Below are 17,219 nucleotides of genomic sequence, written 5' to 3' on the forward strand. Positions count from 1 at the left end.
AATTTTATCACTCATTCTAATCTCAAACCTATGATCGAATTATTTACTGACGGAGCCTCGCGCGGAAATCCGGGCCCCGGAGGGTATGGCACGATTCTGCGCTGGAAGCAGCACGAAAAAGAGCTAACCGCCGGGTACCGCAAAACCACCAACAACCGCATGGAGCTGCTGGCCGTGATCGTGGGCCTGGAAGCAATAACCAAACCAGGCATTCCGGTCACCATTTACTCCGACTCTAAATATGTGGTAGATGCCGTAGAAAAGCGCTGGGTGTTTGGCTGGCAGAAAAAAGGGTTTTCTGGCAAAGCCAACGGCGATCTGTGGGCACGTTTCCTGCGGGTGTACGCCAAACACAACGTAAAATTCGTCTGGATAAGAGGCCACGCCGGCCACCCCGAAAACGAGCGCTGCGACGAACTGGCCGTAGCCAGTGCCCTCTCCCCCAACCTGCTCATCGACGAAGGCTTCGAGTCGGGACAGTTCAATTCGAAGTAATTTTGAATGAGGGAATTTCTAATTTTGAATGAATGATTGAGTAGATGAGCGAATAGATAAATGGAGCTAACAAATTATTGCTTCATGTACCCAACAGCAGGAGTAACAGAAGCAGCTTTTTATATAAGTAACTGCTGTTGTGCAGCAGCAGCAGCAGCAGGAGTTACAGAGCCTCCGGAAGGGCAAAATCATTCAAATAATTTAGTTTGGCACTAACCTCGCAGCGTGCGCAGCTCCTGCGAGTGTTTCGCTTCAGAGAACTGCTACTGTTTCCTTAGACGCTCGCAGGAGCTGCGCACGCTGCGAGGTCTTGGCCGCTGGTCTTTAACATCAGTAAAAAAGTAATTTTAACTCCATTCACTCAATCACTCATTCACTTAATCACTCATTCACTTATTCAAAATTACCCCATGCCCAACAGCTACTTTCAGTTTAAGCAATTCCGGGTGGAGCAGGAGCAGTGCGCCATGAAGGTGTGCACCGACTCCTGTGTGTTTGGCGCTTATGTGGAGGTGGCACAGGCGCAGCGGATACTCGACATCGGCACCGGCACCGGATTGCTGGCCCTGATGGTGGCACAGCGGTCTAAAGCAGAAATTGATGCCGTGGAAATAAACCCGGAGGCGCAGGTGCAGGCGGCGGAGAATTTCGGGGCAAGCCCCTGGGCAGACCGCCTGCACCTGCACCCGCACAGCCTGCAGGAGTTCGCAAAGGAGAACCAGCAGCCGTACGATGTTATTTTATCAAACCCGCCATTTTTCCTGAGTTCGCTTAAGTCGGGCAACAAAGCTAAGGATACCGCCAAACACACCGGTGACCTACTATTTGAAGACATTCTGGCCTTTGCAGCACAGCACCTTACTCCGGACGGCCAACTGCACCTGCTGCTGCCGCCAGCCGAAGCAAAACATTTTGAGCAGCTGGCAGCCGGTTTCGGCTTGTTCCGGGCGCATTCGCTGGAGGTCTTCACCCGCCTTGGAGGCAAGTGCATCCGCCATATTCAGACTTATACCAGAACAGCCACCCCTGCTCCCACTGCACAAACTTTTTATATCCGTGAGGCCGATGCAGTGACTTATTCGCTACAATTTATACAGCTGTTGCAGCCGTACTACCTTCTTTTCTGACAGGCAGCAAAAACCTCTGGAGGGCCTTTTTCATTCAAATAATTGCTGATTGTTAAGTGGTTGATTTTTGGATTTGAAGATTTGGAGATGTAAAAATTCGGAAATGAATTCTCCAGATTTTAAACAACAATCAACTCGCAACACATAACTTTTAACTTTAGAAGAGCCCTGTGTCTTTTGTCCATTTCAGCTGCAGCAGAGCCTCTGGGGGGGCTTTTTCATTCGAATAATCTGGTTGATCTGGAAAAGGAGAAACGGTTCCAGCGCCATTTTCATTCTTATCTTTTAAATTTCCGTAAAGTTAATCCCGTACTGCTTCAGTTCCGCCAGCACAGGCTCATACAGCTCCTGATCTACCGGAATTGCGACCCCGCGTTTTGTAATTTTCCCCTGCAGCAGCAACTTCGCCACGATGCCGATGGGCAGCCCCACTGTTTTGGCCATGGCCGTTTGCACCTCGTCCTCTCCCGTTACCACCAGCGAAGATGTTAATTCGTGCTGCTCCCCTGCCATCTCGTACACAAACTGGTGCTGCAGCACGATCATGTCTTTGTCGCCGGGGGCCAGACGCCACTTTTCCTTCAGAAGCTGCTCCAGCACCTGAGCCGGAGTGGCGTTCGGCAGCGCTATGGGTTTGTCCTCGAATAGCTCCAGCCAGGCCAACTTTTGCATTATTTCTCCATCTTCCGGTATGCCAAGGTACCAACTGAGGCGCTGCGGTAAACCTGCACCTGTGGCAGCGGCAGGAGGCAAAAACGATTCCAGGAAACTGCGGTTTGTCAGGTTAGTTGTATTGTCCAATTGGTAAGAGTCGTCTGTCATGCCGAGCTGCACGAACACATGCCAGGCGGCACAGTAACCTTCCCGGCGCAGGGTGCCGCGCAGCATGGTCGGGATGTCCTGCAGGTTGTAAAGTTTTCTGTAGCTAAGGGAGTCGCGGTTGGCATAGCCCTCAAAGGTACCGTAGCCTGCCACTTCTACTCTTTCGGTGCGCCGGAACAGCTGGTGGTATGGAATGTATTTGTATTCACCGTTCTGGATATAACGAGCAGTTCCCTGCCCGGCCAGCACCACGTTGCGCGGGTTCCAGGTAAACTTGTAGTGCCAGGGGTTGTTATCGCTTTCTGGCGCCACCAAACCACCGGTAAACGATTTAAACGACAGCAGTCTGCCGCCTTTCTGCCTGATCTGCTGCAGCGCCGCCATAGCCGACATGTGGTCTAACCCAGGGTCCAGGCCAGATTCCATCAGGATAAGCATGTTTTTCTGCAGCGCCTCCTCGTGCAGGCTTTGGATTTCGGGGCTTACGTAGGAGGCCGTGAGCAGGTGTTTGCCCTGCCGCAGGCATTCTTTGGCCACCACCTCATGAAATGCCGCAGGCAAAAGCGAGATCACCACATCGGCTTTGCCTACCTCTACTGCCAATTGCTCCGGCTGCTGCACCTCCAGCACCATGGCTCTGGCAAAGGGCAAGGGCGCCACAGTTGTTTGCAGGTGCTCTACCTGCACATCGCCGATGGTAATGGCCCAGCCCTCTGCAGGGGCATTTTCCAGTAAATAATTTATCAGCGCAGCGGCAGAGCGGCCTGCTCCCAGCAGCAGTATCTTTTTTGTCATAGCCTGTAAATTATATGGCACAAAACACGATGCAGCTTACAACCACCCCAACAGGGGTTGGTTATTCAGCGGATATTAACTTATATTTATAGCCCTTTTCTAATTTATATCCTATAATGGCAGGTGCGCTAAATATTACGATACATATTGATGTATTAGATTCAGCAGAAGAGCTGACCAGGGAGGAAAAGCAGGCTATGCAACTGGCTGAAGAAGCCGCCAACGATGCCTATGCGCCTTACTCCAACTTTTTTGTGGGCGCAGCCTTGCTTCTCGACAACGGCACCTTCTTTAAAGGCAGCAACCAGGAAAATGCAGCTTATCCGTCGGGCCTCTGTGCCGAGCGCACCGCCCTGTTTGCCATGAGCTCCCATTACCCGAAACAGAAGATAAAGCTAATAGCGGTGGCTGCCCGCCGGCAAAACGAGACCAGGTACCTGCCCGTAACACCCTGCGGCGCCTGCCGCCAGGTTATGTCAGAATACGAGTTTAAGCAGCAAATGGCCATTCCGGTGCTCCTGCACGGCCCCGATGGCAAATATTACCGCAGCCGCTCCATTCAGGACCTGCTGCCCCTGCAGTTCACCAAAGACAGCCTTTTGGAGTTTTGAATTTTGAATGAGTGATTGAGTGAATGTTTGGAAATTTAGAAAAAGAACAACTGCCTGGCCTGGTTGGAATTACCAATTCTGATCCGGGGAGATTATTCTAATCAAAATCCCCCTCCAGAGAACGCTGCTGCTGCTGCTATTCAACGGGTCTTGCTTGAATGTACTTACTATAGCTTCCTCAGCCAGTCTGCAGAAAGAGCAAAAGCAGCAGATTAAGAGTTTATTTCCATTTCATTCTCTCAATCTCTCATTCAAAACTCACTCAATCACTCATTCAAAATTCCTACTTCTCCCACATACCTGCCATTACTATCTCCAGCAGGTGGCGGTCGGGGTCGCGGAAGTAGAAGGAGAGGTAGCCCCTGCCCCAGTCATACTCCTGCTCTATGGCAATGCCCTGGTTTAACACTTTCTGTTTCCAGGGCTGATATTGCTCCTTCTCCACTTCAAAGGCCAGGTGCAGCTGCCCTGCGCCGAAGTGCGGCGGCAGTGTGCCTCCCTCCTTCGATGCAGCTGCAACAAAGCAGAGCAGTACAGAGGCACCGGCTCTGAAAAACACGTGCCTCCCTTTCACCTCCCCTATCACTCCGAACCCCAGTTTTTGATGGTAGAATTCTTTTGTCCGCTCCAGGTCATCTACGTACAGGCAGGTCTCTTTTATCTTCAGTATATCCATCTTATTTAATTCCGCTTGCTGTAATTTATCCGGTAATTGATCAGGTTCTCAGATTTTGATAAAAAAAATGGCACCGGCTTGCTTTCTGTGCGTAATACATTAGCCTTTATGCCTGTGCCGCCGTTGTACCATATACTATGAAACTTATGATTAAGATTTTTTTTGCTTTTATTACGATACTGGCTATCAGCTATTATTTTTTATGGGATCCGTTGGTGCAAAAGACCAGTGCCCCTGCAGGCTTAGAGAAGGTTTCGGCGCTACCCGGCGAAATTCCTGAGAGTTCGGGCATAGAGGTGCTGCCAAAAAGTGCCGGTTACCTGACGCACAACGATGCCGGCAACAAACCGAACCTCTACCAGCTCGACAAAAACGGGAAGCTTGTAAAAACTATAAAGCTCAGCCTACCCAATGTCGATTGGGAAGATCTTGCCCGAGATGATGAGGGGAATATTTATATAGCGGATACCGGCAACAATAAAAACAAGCGCAAAGAGCTGGCCATTTATAAAGTAAACCCAAAAGACTACAGCAAACCAGAAGCAATCCGCTTCAGCTACGAAGACCAGAAGGATTTTCCGCCATCAAAAAAAGAAATGAACTTTGATTGCGAGGCCGTATTCTGGCATGCAGGCAACCTTTACCTCATCTCAAAAGACCGCGGCATGAAAGAAACAGCCAAAATTTACCGCTTGTCGGATAAGCCGGGGCAGCAGCAGGCAAAGCTTATTGGCAGCCATAAAATAAGAGCTGGCATTACGGGGGCCGATATCAGCCCGAACGGAGATAAGGTTGTGCTGCTAAGCGTAGGCAGGCTACATATTTTCAGTAATGTAAAAAGTCCGGGAAAATTCTATGAGGGCCAGTACCGGGAGGTTAAACTAACCGGGGCAGGCCAGACAGAAGGCGTAGCTTTTATTAATCCTGAATCGCTCGTTATTACCAGCGAGGGCGGAAATTTGTACAGGTATTCTCTGAATTAAGCCTTTCCCGAATTTTCAAAGGCGTCTTTCCTTTTGGGTATTAATGCTACAATAAGCAGACCATCCAGATGTCAGCCATCTGGATGCATTATTTAGATTATGCTAAAAAAGCAGCGGGGCCGGCACTTAGTGCCGGCCCCGCTGCTTTTTTAGATAACCACAAAGATTGCTGCTCCAGCGCCCGCCCAGATTACCGGCTGCTCAGATGTGGCGTTTCCAGTCTTTTGCCGTCAGGGAGCACGGGTGTAGGCTTTTGCCATACCCTTATCAGGATAATGATACCGGCCACAATAAGCGGGATACTCAGGATCTGCCCCATGTTCAGGGCTAAGGTGTCTTCAAAATCTACCTGGTTTTCTTTCAGGAACTCCACCAGGAACCGGAAACTGAACAGGGCTGTTACGAAGATGCCAAACAGCAGGCCTTTTGGCAGGCGACTCCTGTATTTGCTCCAAAGCCAGTAGAGCAGCACAAACAGCAGAAAAACTGACAAGGACTCATACAACTGCGTGGGGTGCCTTGGGTCGGCAGAGGCACGAACGCCGTTTATCACCTCGTTGTTGCGCTCGAACAGGAAAGCCCATGGCACGTCTGTTGGCCTGCCGATAATCTCGGAGTTCATCAGGTTGCCGAGACGTATCAGGGCACCACCCAGCGCCACCACTATCACGATCCGGTCCAGCACCCACATGTAATCGAGCTTCTGCTTGCGGCTAAAAAACCACAGGGCCAGCAATATGCCAATGGTAGCCCCATGGCTAGCCAACCCACCTTCCCAGATCATCAGTATCTTGATCGGGTTGCTCAGGTAATAAGCAGGGTCGTAAAACAAGGTATGCCCCAGCCGGGCTCCTATTACGGTACCGATGATCATATACAGGGTGATCACGTCCACATCGCCTTCGGTGCGGCCTTCGGCTACGTAAATTTTAGTGAGAATGCGCTGCCCGATTACAAAGCCCAGGGCAAACAGCAGGCCGTACCAACGGATAGAAAGCGGGCCGATAGAAAAGATCTCTGGATCAACATTCCAGGTAATATAGTTCAGTATGCTCATATAGCGGAGGATAGACCTGCCAAAGTTACAATAAATCGGAAAGGGAAAAAATTTGTATTGCCACTACTGCTGCAGCCAGGGATAACACAAAGTGGTGCTCCCTTTTATAAGCCAAAAACGCGGCACCTGCTGCTATAGTACAGCAAGCGTCGCGTTTTCACCTGGAATGGGCAACTAAATGGCTACAGCATGTATGGTAGAGCAATTATTTGAACGAAAATGCCCCTCCAGAGACGCACACTGCTGCTGCTGCCCCGGCAGTTTCTCATTCAGCTAAAGCCACTAATACTTAAGCTGCTGCAGCTCATCGCGGTAGCCGCCGCTCAGGATCGGGAAGCGGAGCCAGCTGCGCGGGTCGAGGTTGTAATCGTCGAGGTGGAAGGCTGGGGCGTAGCGTTCGCGTTTCCACTGGTTGCGGGTCCAGAGGCTGTAGAACTTTTGGATGTACCCGTTCGCTGTTTCCGGTGCCAGGCCATCGGCTATCAGCTTATCCAGCACCTGCTGCGGCGATTGCCGGTCGTAAAAGGCGAGCCGCTCGATCTGGTTCAGAATTTCGTATGGCATCAGGTCCTTCTCGTCGGTCTGGGCTTCTTCGGCTGGTCGGAGTTCGGCGGTAGGCTGCAGCTTGTTTACATACTGCAGGCCTTCATAACCCAGCTCCGTCTGCATCCAGATGAGCACCTGGCGCAGAAAAGCCTTGTCGATACCGGCAATCGGAGAAATGCTGCCTGCCGTGTCGCCATCCATGGTAGCATACCCTACAGCGGCCTCACTCCTGTTGGAGGTAGCCATGAGCAGGGCGTTTTTAATGTTGGCCAGCATCCAGATAGCAGGGGCACGAACCCGGGCCTGTATGTTCTGAAGCGTGATATCGTCCTGCTCCCAGGTTAGTGGCCGCTCAATGGCATCTTCTATTTTACCGATATAACCCTGCACCTCTTCGTCGATGGTCCAGTTATGAAACACGGCCCCAATAGAGGCGGCCAGTTCTTTGGCGGAGTTAAAGGTATCGTCGGAGGAATTTACCGTGCCCTGGTAGGCGCAGGTGAGTAAATGCCCCACCAGCTCTTTGCGGGCCTGCTCCTCCGGCATAGATTCGAAATGGGCTAGCTCCTGCATGCCAAACATGCGGGTTTTAGCCACAAATACCAGCACGCCTAAACTCTCGATACCCCTGCGAACCATCTCAGCCACTGCCACGGCACATAAAGAGGAGTCGGCCCCGCCGCTAAGCGACAGCACAAAGCCCCTGCTGCGGCTCTTGCGCATATAGTCGAACAGCCCCAGCGACAGAGCGGCAATTACCTCTTTGTTCTCGTCGATGGGAGGAAGATAATCGATGGTTTCGGCAATTTCCGGGTCTTGGCCAAAGCAGACTTCTGCAAACTCCAGGTCTACATCTTTAAAGCAGAGCAGCTCGTTGCGCCGTATCAGTTTACCGTTCTGGGCGATCAGCACCTCTCCGTCGAAGATCATGCGGCCTGCTTCGTTGCCGAGCAGGTTGGCGTACAGGTAGGCGCATTGGTATTTTTTGGAGGCCTCTACCACCAGGCGATGCCGCAGGTCGGTTTTGCTTAAGGCAAAGTGGCTGGCGCTGGGGTTCAGGATCAGTTGTACCCCTTTGGGCATGTGCCGCTCTGCTGGTCGGTCGGGTCGCCAGGCGTCTTCACAAATCTCAAAAGCGTACTTCACACCCTGCTCTTCATAAATAATATCGCCGATAGGGTAGCGCTGGCCCAGCATCTCGAACTCATCTACCTGGTTGGCAGGCCAGGGCGTAAACCAGCGGGGCTCATAATGCACCCCGTCTCTGGCCAGGAACTGTTTGGCTGTGAAACCAACAATCTGCTTGTTCTTTATAACGCAGGCGGTATTGTACACATCGCGCTTATGAATAACATGCAGGCCCAGGCACACTGTTAATCCGTCGCACCATTCCTTCACCTCCAGCAGTTTCTCAAACGTCTTGTCGGCTAGCCAGGGGCTCAGAAAAAGATCTTCGCAGCCGTAGCCGGTAATGCAGAGTTCGGGCAGCAGCAGGATGTGCGCCTGATGTGCCTTCGCCTCATCGATGGCATTTTTTATGTTCAGGAGGTTCGCCTCCCAGTCTAGCGGTGTCTGGTTGAGCGCGGCTCCTGCCAGTATAAGTCTTATATCTTCCATATCGGGTTTTCTAACGCAACTACGCCTAAGCAAGTTAAGCGATGCTCTTAAAAAAACAGACAATTCAGGATGCTAATTTTCTGATTTGGTGATTTGAAGGTGGGGAGATTTGAAGATGAATGGCCTGTGCTGACATTAATAAAAACGCTGGGCGTAGTTTCGGACCGCGCACTGTGACGCAACATGTACGCCTTGCCAATTTTCCTTAATTATTTCTGGCATCATAGTTTTTCGCTGCTCTGGCAACGAGGTTAGTCACAGCCTAACCCACATAAAAAGAGCGTAGTCGGAAACTACGCCCAGCACGGAGAAAAAATCCTGTGTCTTATGTCCTGCGTCCTGTGTACTGAAAGATCCTCCGGAGGGGCATTTTCATTAGAATAATTCAAAATCAGGTTAATTCGGGAAATCCTTCTGATCAAGGTTCAGACAATGGCAGGAAGGCATAGAAGGCCTGGCACCTCCTTACGTAATATTGAGTAAGGCCAGCGATTTCTCGGCTGCCGCCTGATCGGCCTTCTTCTTGGAGAGGCCTACGCCAATGGCAATGGGTTTGCCATCAATAGACACTTCGCAGGTAAACTCGGTAGTATTTCCCTGCTGCTTCCGCTTCACGATCTCGAACTTTATCTCCATGTTCTGGCTCTGAGCCCACTCGATGAGCTTGCTCTTGAAGTTCGATATGGTATTTACCAACTGGTGCAGGTCCACATGCGGCTTTATGAGCTTGCCCAGGATAAAAAGGCGCGTCCGGTCATAGCCCTTATCCAGGTAGATAGCCCCCACCAGGGCCTCCAGGGCATTGCCGTTCACTGATTTATGGCGAGGTCCCTGTCCTGCCACATCTACTTTCACGAGCAGGTTCAGGCCTATTTTCAAAGCCATCTGGTTCAGCGACTCACGGTTCACGATGCGTGAGCGGATCTCTGTCAGGAAGCCTTCGTCTTCGTAGGGGAATTTTTTGAATAGCAGCTCTGCCACCACCGCGCCCAGTATAGCATCTCCCAAAAACTCCAGACGCTCGTTGGTATCGTGCTTGCTGCCAGCTGCCTGGCGGGCATACGAGGTATGGGTAAGGGCCAGCTTATACAGGCGCATGTTGTCCGGTGTTGTGCCTATTATGCCGGCAACAGCGCGCACCAGGTCTTTATCCTTAGTAAAAATACGTTGATAAAAGCGCCGTACCGGTTTAATAGGACCAAACACTAATCGTTCAGTTGACGGAATAAAACAGATGTATTGTGTCCACCAAATCCGAAGGTGTTGCTAAGCGCTACCTTCACTTCACGTTTCTGCGACTTGTTGAACGTAAAGTTCAGGCCCGGATCGAAGCTTTCGTCGTCTGTAAAATGATTGATGGTAGGCGGCACCTCCTGATGCTGGATCGCCAGGATAGAGGCAATGGCCTCTATTGCTCCTGCTGCCCCCAGTAAGTGGCCTGTCATAGACTTGGTAGAGCTGATGTTGAGTTTGTAGGCATGCTCCCCAAACACCGTCTGGATAGCCTTTACCTCGCTCACATCGCCTAGTGGTGTGGATGTGCCGTGCACGTTGATATAATCGACCTCTTCGGGTTTGATGTTGGCATCGCGCAGTACATTCTGCATCACGTTCAGGGCTCCTAAGCCCTCGGGGTGTGGTGCTGTAATGTGGTAGGCGTCTGCCGACATGCCGCCACCGATGATCTCGGCATAAATTTTGGCGCCACGTTTTTTGGCATGCTCGTATTCCTCCAGAATCAGGGCTCCGGCACCTTCACCCAGCACAAAGCCGTCACGGTCTTTGTCGAAAGGGCGCGATGCGGTTTCCGGGGAATCGTTACGCTCCGAAAGGGCTTTCAGGGCGTTAAAACCACCTATACCAGCTTCTGTAACGGCCGCCTCAGAACCTCCGCTCACGATCACATCTGCCATACCCAGGCGGATATAGTTAAAGGAGTCGATGAGGGCGTTGGTGGCTGAGGCACAGGCAGAGACTGTAGAAAAGTTCGGACCGCGAAAACCATACTTGATAGAAATATGGCCGGCGCTGATATCGACAATCATTTTCGGGATGAAGAACGGGTTAAAGCGGGGGGTCCCATCGCCATGGGCGAAGTTCACGCACTCTTCCTGAAAAGTGCGCAGCCCGCCAATGCCGGAGCCCCAGATTACGCCAACCCGATCCGGGGAGTAAGTGCCTTCCACGAGGTTGGCATCTTTTACAGCTTCATCAGCCACAACCATTGCGAATTGCGAAAAGAGGTCCATTTTGCGGGCCTCTTTGCGGTCGAAGTAGTTCTCTGGCACGTATCCCTTCACTTCACACGCAAACTGCGTCTTGAATTTACCGGCATCGAAACGTGTAGTAGGCGCAGCTCCACTCACGCCATTGGATAAGCCGTTCCAGTATTCTGCAACAGTGTTCCCAATTGGCGTGAGTGCGCCTAGCCCAGTAACTACAACTCTCTTAAGCTCCATAAGCTGTTAGTAGAGGATAGATAGTAGAAATTTAACTAATAATAGAGTGATGATAGGGGGTACTATTTTGCGTGTTCCTCCAGGTAGCTTACAGCTTGCCCTACGGTTGCAATATTTTCAGCCTGATCATCTGGAATAGATACGTTGAATTCTTTTTCGAATTCCATGATAAGCTCAACAGTATCTAATGAATCAGCACCAAGATCGTTTGTGAAGCTTGCTTCCGGGGTTACTTCTGATTCTTCAACACCAAGCTTATCAATGATGATAGCCTTTACTTTTTCTGCGATTTCCGACATTTTTTCTTATAGTTAATTAAAACACAGTGCAAAGAAATATATTTCAGCAGACAATATCAAAAAAAATTACGGCATTCGTGCCTTTTGAAAAGTTTTATGCCTTATATGTAGTTTTACGGACTAAGAATCTTATTTTTGGTGTTATTCGGAAATTGCAGTAAAAAACGACGGCCTGCCAGGTTTCGCCGCCATGTTATAAAGCTTTTTTGTGTAGCTTTAACGTGTAAGCAAAATAAACCCGGCCACAAAATAAGTTGGCTTCTGCTAGCACAATTATGTAAACAAAAGTACTTTTGCAAGGCAGGGCAGGCAAGAGGCAAACATCTGATTAACAATTACAAATGTGAAGATGATCGCATGGACAAACATTCTCCGGGCAGTTAAACAAGAGGCAGCGCTTTATGCCAGGCACCCGCCCTTCTATTTACATTACGCTACAGAACACCACAACACTGCCTGCCGGAGGTGCACTGTAAGCCAGCTCTGTTGAGATTGCTCTCGATAAGCGTTCGGACCGGGCAACTTAACCTTCAAAAATAATTTTACTCAAAAATCGAATTCAAGAAAAATCTGATCTTCTAATATGGAATTTTTTAACAAAACAAAAGTACTGGCCACCGTTGGCCCTGCCAGCAATAGCTATGAGCGTCTTCAGGCATTGGTGAAAGAAGGTGTTGATGCCTTCCGTCTTAACTTTTCTCATGGTGCCCACGAAGAGCACCTGGAGGTCATCAACTTTGTGCGCGAGGTTAACCGGGAGCTGAACACCAACGTGAGCCTGGTGCAGGACCTGCAGGGCCCTAAAATACGCCTGGGCGACGTAGAAAACGGTGGCATTGAAATAGAAGAAGGCCAGATCATAAAGCTTGTTTGCGATGGCTCTCTTACCGTACACGGAAGGCTCTCTACTATATATACAGAATTGGCTAAGGACGTAAAACCAGGCGATGCCATTCTGCTCGACGACGGCAAGCTGGAACTCAAGGTGATCTCTACGGACAATGACCTGGAGGTAGAGGCCGAGGTGATCTATGGCGGCATCGTGAAACCCCGCAAAGGCATTAACCTCCCCGACTCCTCGGTGTCGGCGCCCTGCTTAACAGAGAAAGACCTGAAGGACCTGCACTTCGGGCTGGACCACGACGTGGAGTGGGTTGCCCTTTCGTTTGTGCGCCGGGTAGAGGATATTCATGAGATTAAGCGCATTATCAAAGAACGCGGCAAGGATACCCGCGTAATTGCCAAAATAGAGAAGCCGGAAGCTATCCGCAACATAGACGAGATAATTGAGGCAACCGACGCCATTATGGTGGCCCGTGGCGACCTGGGTGTGGAAGTGGGCATGGAAGAGGTGCCGATGATCCAGAAAATGCTGGTGGAGAAGTGCAACAAGGCCGCCAAGCCGGTAATTGTGGCCACGCAGATGCTCGAGAGCATGATCGTGAACCCACGCCCTACGCGCGCCGAAACCAACGACGTGGCCAATGCCGTGATAGACGGAGCCGACACGCTGATGCTGAGCGCCGAGACAGCCGTGGGCGCCTACCCGCTGGAGACCATCCGCAGCATGGTGGCCACTATCCTGAATGTGGAGCGCAACGCCAACGTATTTGACAAATCCTACACGCTTCGCCCTGACTCGCCGCACTTCCTGAGCGACAGCCTGGTTGCCAACGCCTGCGGCCTTGCCCGCGACACCAACGCCCGCGCCATTATCGGCATCACCAGATCCGGCTATACGGCCCTGCGCCTGGCCAGGCACCGTCCTAAATCCGATATTTTTGTATTCACGGAGAACAAGAAACTCCTGAACACGCTTAACCTTGTCTGGGGCATCAGAGGCTTCTATTATGAGACCTTCGAATCGACAGACGCCACCATTGCCGATATCAAGCAAACACTGCTGGAGGGCGGTTTCCTGGAGGCAGGCGATGTTTTTGTGAACACTGCCAGCATGCCGATGAGCGAGGACAGACGCACCAACATGATTAAGCTGAGCGTGGCTTAGTGCACGAACTACTTTAACTGCAGAAAGCCTGAGATCGAATGAACGGTCTCAGGCTTTTATTTTTATGACGGGTTTGGCCTGGAAAGGGCAGGCAGCACAAGCAGGTACCGCAACACAATTATTTAAATAAAAAAGGCCCTCCAGAGGTATTACCCACTGTTGCCGCTGCTGACACACTTTGCATAGCAGGCCAGACAAAACAACCCAGGCACCTGCTGGAGCCAGTAGCAGCCCCAAACACAAGAAGCCTTGCACAGCGTACAAGGCTTCTTACTGGAATGGGAATCTACAAAGATTAAGCTGCTGCCAGGCCGTTAACGAATTTCGCTAATTTAGACTTGTTGTTAGAAGCTTTGTTCTTGTGGATGATGTTTTTCTTGGCCAGACGGTCAATCATGGAAGCAACTGTCTTGTATAGTTCCTGCGCCTCGGCCTGGTCAGTTGTGCTTTTCAACCTTTTGATAAAAGTACGAGTCGTTTTCGCTTGGTATCTGTTACGAAGACGTTTAGCGTTGTTCGCCCTGATTCTTTTTAATGCCGACTTATGGTTAGCCATATTATTTCAAATATAAAATTAAATTCTTTGTTCCTATCCGTAAATGAGTTTGCAAAGGTAGTGTCTTTTGAATTAATATCCAAAGCCTTTTTCGGATAAAATTCCGGCAGCCCTTGCTGTTTGCGTATGCAAAGTAAGCGAGTTGTTTTGGCAAAACCAAGCACTTTAAAGAAAACAGAGCTGCTACAGCTCAATGGCCACAGCAGCTCTGTTTTCGGGATTGCAGCAGAGGGCTAGCGGTTCTTCTTCCAGCGAGCTTCTGCTTTATCTGCTGTTTCTTTCCAGCTGGCCTTCAGGTCCTTCCACTCCTGCTTTGTCTTTTCGTCCCAGGAATCGCTCTTCGCATCCAGTTCAGCTTCTTTGTCTTTGTACTCCTGCTTCATTTCTTTCCACTCTGCTTCGGTGGCGGTCTCAGCCCTGGCAGACTTCTCATTTACCCAGGCAGAAAAATCATTGTATTCTCTTTCTGCCTCCATCTGAGTATCTCTTACATCTGTATCGGTATCCGTCTCAACTTCTACCACTTCTGCTTCTGTTGCTGTCTGGCTCGATGTTTCCTGCTCGCAGGCAAACATAAATGCGCCTAGTGCCAGCGCAAAAAATACGGTTTTAAATATTGCTGCTATCTTCATAAGTTCAAGAAATTTTAAGTTTAGAGTTAATATTACGTCAGAAACAAAATATTGATATACTTATTGCCTTATAGAGCCTAAAAAAGCTTAAATTCGCAAATAAATACAATTACAGATTTGTTTGATCATTTCTTATGCCCGTAGTTCCCTCTGCTTATAAGCCACCGTTTTATCTGCTCAATGGCCACTTCCAAACCATTTTACCTGGCTTGTTCCGCCAGGTAAGGGATGTGCCGTATGTGCGGGAGCGGCTGCCTACCCCCGACAACGATTTTATAGACGTAGACTGGTCGCTGGTAGGTTCGGAGTCGGTCGTCATTCTGTCGCACGGGCTGGAGGGCGACTCCGAGCGGTCTTATATAAAAGGCATGGTAAAAATCTTTAACAGCCGGGGCATAGACGCCCTGGCCTGGAACTACCGCAGCTGCAGCGGCGAACCTAACCGTCTGCTCCGGTCCTACCACCTCGGTGCTTCCGACGACCTTGACTTTGTGATCCGGCATGCTTTGCAAACCGGAAAGTATCAGCAGGTTTACCTGATAGGCTTTAGTGCCGGCGGCAATATTACCCTGAAGTACCTGGGCGAGGCACCAGAGCAGGTGCCGCAGCAGGTAAAACGCGCTATCGTGTTTTCGGCTCCGGTCGATCTGAAAGGCTCTGCCCAAAAGATATCGAAGATCTATAGCCGCCGTTTCCTGAAGTCGCTGGAGCTGAAACTGCAGGAGAAGCGGGCGTTGTTCCCAGACAAGGTAGACCTGAGCGATTATAACCCTTTGTGGTCTTTCCCGGAGTTTGATGAACGCTATACGGCCCCCCTGCACGGCTTTAAAAGTGCCGACGATTACTATGCCCGCGCCAGTTCTAAACAGTTCCTCAAAAACATCCGCATCCCTACCCTACTCGTTAACGCTAAAAACGATCCGTTCTTGTCGAAGGGCTGCTTTCCGGTGCAGGAGGCGGAACAGAACCCAAATTTCTACCTGGAGGCGCCATCCGGAGGCGGGCACGTTGGCTTTGCCATCGACTTCCGGAACAATATTTATTACTCAGAAATACGGGCAGTGCAGTTCCTGCTGGAGGAGTTCGATTAATGTGCTGATTGTTTAATGTGCTGATGTGCTAATTTTTTGATTTAGAAATTTGAAGGTGTGGAGATTCGGCTTTCCGCTGGGTGTAGTCGGAAACTGGGGCCAGCACAGGCTTATGCTGCACATTCTTAAATTTTTAATCCCTTGAGTAGTGGCCCTATAGAAAGATTCAGACAAGATCCTGCAAATCCTCTATTCCTGATTCAGACAAAGCAGGAGCAGCCACCTGCCATAATTTCTAATTTTGAATTCTCATGTGAAAAGGCTTCATGGCAGCGGCACATACACTACCTTTTTGGTCTCGAAAAAGTCTTCGCTGAAATAATCCTTCAGGTCGTATACCTGCGTAATCAGGCCTGATTCTGCGATCTCTTCTGCCAGGTCTCCACCTTTCAGGTAGTAGAGTCCTTTGGCAGGCAGCTCGTTTCGCTTAAAGCTGTTGGCGATCCAGGGATAAAAGTTGGCCAGGCGCGTTACGGCCCTGCTTACCACAAAATCGAATTTCTCGCGCACCTGCTCTGCTCTGGTGTGCGCAGCGGTTACGTTCTGCAGGTGCAACTCGCGGGTAATCTCCTGCACCACATGTATTTTCTTGCCAATAGAGTCTACCAGATGGAACCGCACCTCCGGAAACATAATAGCCAGAGGCAGGCCGGGCAAACCGCCGCCCGTACCCACATCGAGCACGTGCGTGTGGGCCGGGAACTGCACCACCCTGGCAATACCCAGCGAATGCAGGATATGATGCACTCCCAGCTGCTCCATGTCTTTGCGCGAGATCACGTTAATCTTCTCGTTCCACTCCTGGTACAACTCTCCCATGTGCTCGTATTTTGCCAACTGGTCTTCTGTCAGTTCCGGGAAATAACCTGAAAGCAAGGTGCGGATGGCGGTGGTATGGGGCATCTTATCTGTGGTATGAGGTTAAAAGGTGTTTCGCAAAAGTACTAATACTTCCTGATTGATGATACACAGCCTCCAGGATAAACTCTGGCGCGGCACCAAATTATTCTAATGAAAATGGCCCTCCGGAGGCTTTTTTAGATGTTAGATTATAGATGTCAGATTTTTTTGTCTGAATCAGAATTTATAGGATTTGCGGAATGTTAAGGGCCTGGACCCTCGCTGGGCGTAATTGGAAACTACGCCCAGCGAGGGTTCAGGCCATTACTCATTATTTATCTCCACCTCTCCAATTTTCAAACCTTCAAATCAATCGTTTAACAATTAAACCCTGTAGCCATACAACAACTAGCAACCAGCAAATTATTTTAATCAAAATGCCCCTCCAGAGGCTGCTGCTGCTGCTGCTGCTGCTGCTCTTTTTAGATATTAGATGACAGACCTTTTTCGGATTCAAAACGGCAGGAAGTTTAAAGCAAAGGCTTTGAGTTTTGCAAAGGCCAGCTCCGGCCATTCTTCTTCACATCCCCACATCTTCAAATTTA

Annotated in this window: 16 protein-coding genes; 6 read left to right on the forward strand and 10 right to left on the reverse strand. The window is 50.1% G+C overall.

The annotated features are described in order from the left end of the window. Positions 1-30: 30 nt before the first annotated feature. Both rnhA and FJM74_RS11535 read left to right on the forward strand, forming a co-directional pair. Positions 31-495 (forward strand): ribonuclease HI, encoded by a 465-nt coding sequence (gene rnhA, locus FJM74_RS11530; protein WP_187262753.1) that lies wholly within the window; start codon positions 31-33, stop codon positions 493-495. A 410-nt stretch (positions 496-905) separates the two neighbouring features. After that, a complete protein-coding gene (locus tag FJM74_RS11535; protein WP_187262754.1) occupies positions 906-1,622 on the forward strand; it encodes a tRNA1(Val) (adenine(37)-N6)-methyltransferase in 717 nt (238 codons plus the stop codon). A gap of 285 nt (positions 1,623-1,907) precedes the next feature. On the opposite strand, the gene FJM74_RS11540 is transcribed toward FJM74_RS11535, so the two are convergent. After that, positions 1,908-3,239: a saccharopine dehydrogenase family protein gene (locus FJM74_RS11540; RefSeq protein WP_187262755.1), complete on the reverse strand. Its 1,332-nt coding sequence runs from the start codon at positions 3,237-3,239 to the stop codon at positions 1,908-1,910. Positions 3,240-3,355: 116 nt separating this feature from the next. On the opposite strand from FJM74_RS11540, the gene cdd reads away from it, so the two are divergent. Further along, positions 3,356-3,850, forward strand: a complete 495-nt coding sequence (gene cdd, locus FJM74_RS11545; RefSeq protein ID WP_187262756.1) for a cytidine deaminase — start codon at positions 3,356-3,358, stop codon at positions 3,848-3,850. 283 nt (positions 3,851-4,133) lie between these two features. Here cdd and FJM74_RS11550 read toward each other — a convergent pair whose 3' ends face one another. Then, on the reverse strand, positions 4,134-4,526 hold the full coding sequence (locus FJM74_RS11550; RefSeq protein WP_187262757.1) for a VOC family protein: 393 nt from the start codon (positions 4,524-4,526) through the stop codon (positions 4,134-4,136). Positions 4,527-4,672: 146 nt separating this feature from the next. On the opposite strand from FJM74_RS11550, the gene FJM74_RS11555 reads away from it, so the two are divergent. Continuing rightward, positions 4,673-5,509: an NHL repeat-containing protein gene (locus FJM74_RS11555; RefSeq protein WP_241739082.1), complete on the forward strand. Its 837-nt coding sequence runs from the start codon at positions 4,673-4,675 to the stop codon at positions 5,507-5,509. Between the two features lie 190 nt (positions 5,510-5,699). Here FJM74_RS11555 and lgt read toward each other — a convergent pair whose 3' ends face one another. The 5 genes from lgt to FJM74_RS11580 form a co-directional block, all read right to left on the reverse strand. Further along, a complete protein-coding gene (gene lgt, locus FJM74_RS11560; protein ID WP_187262759.1) occupies positions 5,700-6,566 on the reverse strand; it encodes a prolipoprotein diacylglyceryl transferase in 867 nt (288 codons plus the stop codon). A 282-nt stretch (positions 6,567-6,848) separates the two neighbouring features. Continuing rightward, positions 6,849-8,729 (reverse strand): NAD(+) synthase, encoded by a 1,881-nt coding sequence (nadE, locus tag FJM74_RS11565; RefSeq protein ID WP_187262760.1) that lies wholly within the window; start codon positions 8,727-8,729, stop codon positions 6,849-6,851. A gap of 465 nt (positions 8,730-9,194) precedes the next feature. Further along, positions 9,195-9,869, reverse strand: a complete 675-nt coding sequence (gene rnc / locus FJM74_RS11570) for a ribonuclease III (RefSeq protein ID WP_187262761.1) — start codon at positions 9,867-9,869, stop codon at positions 9,195-9,197. A gap of 65 nt (positions 9,870-9,934) precedes the next feature. Beyond that, positions 9,935-11,188 carry a beta-ketoacyl-ACP synthase II gene (gene fabF, locus FJM74_RS11575; RefSeq protein WP_187262762.1) on the reverse strand — a complete coding sequence of 418 codons (1,254 nt, stop codon included), beginning with the start codon at positions 11,186-11,188 and terminating at the stop codon, positions 9,935-9,937. 62 nt (positions 11,189-11,250) lie between these two features. Beyond that, positions 11,251-11,487 (reverse strand): acyl carrier protein, encoded by a 237-nt coding sequence (locus tag FJM74_RS11580; RefSeq protein ID WP_018477241.1) that lies wholly within the window; start codon positions 11,485-11,487, stop codon positions 11,251-11,253. Between the two features lie 583 nt (positions 11,488-12,070). On the opposite strand from FJM74_RS11580, the gene pyk reads away from it, so the two are divergent. Next, a complete protein-coding gene (gene pyk, locus FJM74_RS11585; protein WP_187262763.1) occupies positions 12,071-13,495 on the forward strand; it encodes a pyruvate kinase in 1,425 nt (474 codons plus the stop codon). Positions 13,496-13,790: 295 nt separating this feature from the next. On the opposite strand, the gene rpsT is transcribed toward pyk, so the two are convergent. Further along, a complete protein-coding gene (gene rpsT, locus FJM74_RS11590; protein WP_187262764.1) occupies positions 13,791-14,051 on the reverse strand; it encodes a 30S ribosomal protein S20 in 261 nt (86 codons plus the stop codon). A gap of 233 nt (positions 14,052-14,284) precedes the next feature. Then, complete coding sequence (locus tag FJM74_RS11595; protein WP_187262765.1) at positions 14,285-14,683, reverse strand: hypothetical protein; 399 nt, start codon at positions 14,681-14,683, stop codon at positions 14,285-14,287. Between the two features lie 134 nt (positions 14,684-14,817). On the opposite strand from FJM74_RS11595, the gene FJM74_RS11600 reads away from it, so the two are divergent. Then, positions 14,818-15,774 carry a YheT family hydrolase gene (locus FJM74_RS11600; RefSeq protein WP_187262766.1) on the forward strand — a complete coding sequence of 319 codons (957 nt, stop codon included), beginning with the start codon at positions 14,818-14,820 and terminating at the stop codon, positions 15,772-15,774. 264 nt (positions 15,775-16,038) lie between these two features. Here the strand turns inward: FJM74_RS11600 and rsmG are convergent, their stop codons facing one another. Continuing rightward, positions 16,039-16,677 (reverse strand): 16S rRNA (guanine(527)-N(7))-methyltransferase RsmG, encoded by a 639-nt coding sequence (gene rsmG, locus FJM74_RS11605; RefSeq protein WP_187262767.1) that lies wholly within the window; start codon positions 16,675-16,677, stop codon positions 16,039-16,041. Positions 16,678-17,219: the final 542 nt, after the last annotated feature.

The sequence above is a fragment of the Pontibacter beigongshangensis genome (assembly GCF_014332515.1).
GTDB classification, from domain to species: domain Bacteria; phylum Bacteroidota; class Bacteroidia; order Cytophagales; family Hymenobacteraceae; genus Pontibacter; species Pontibacter beigongshangensis.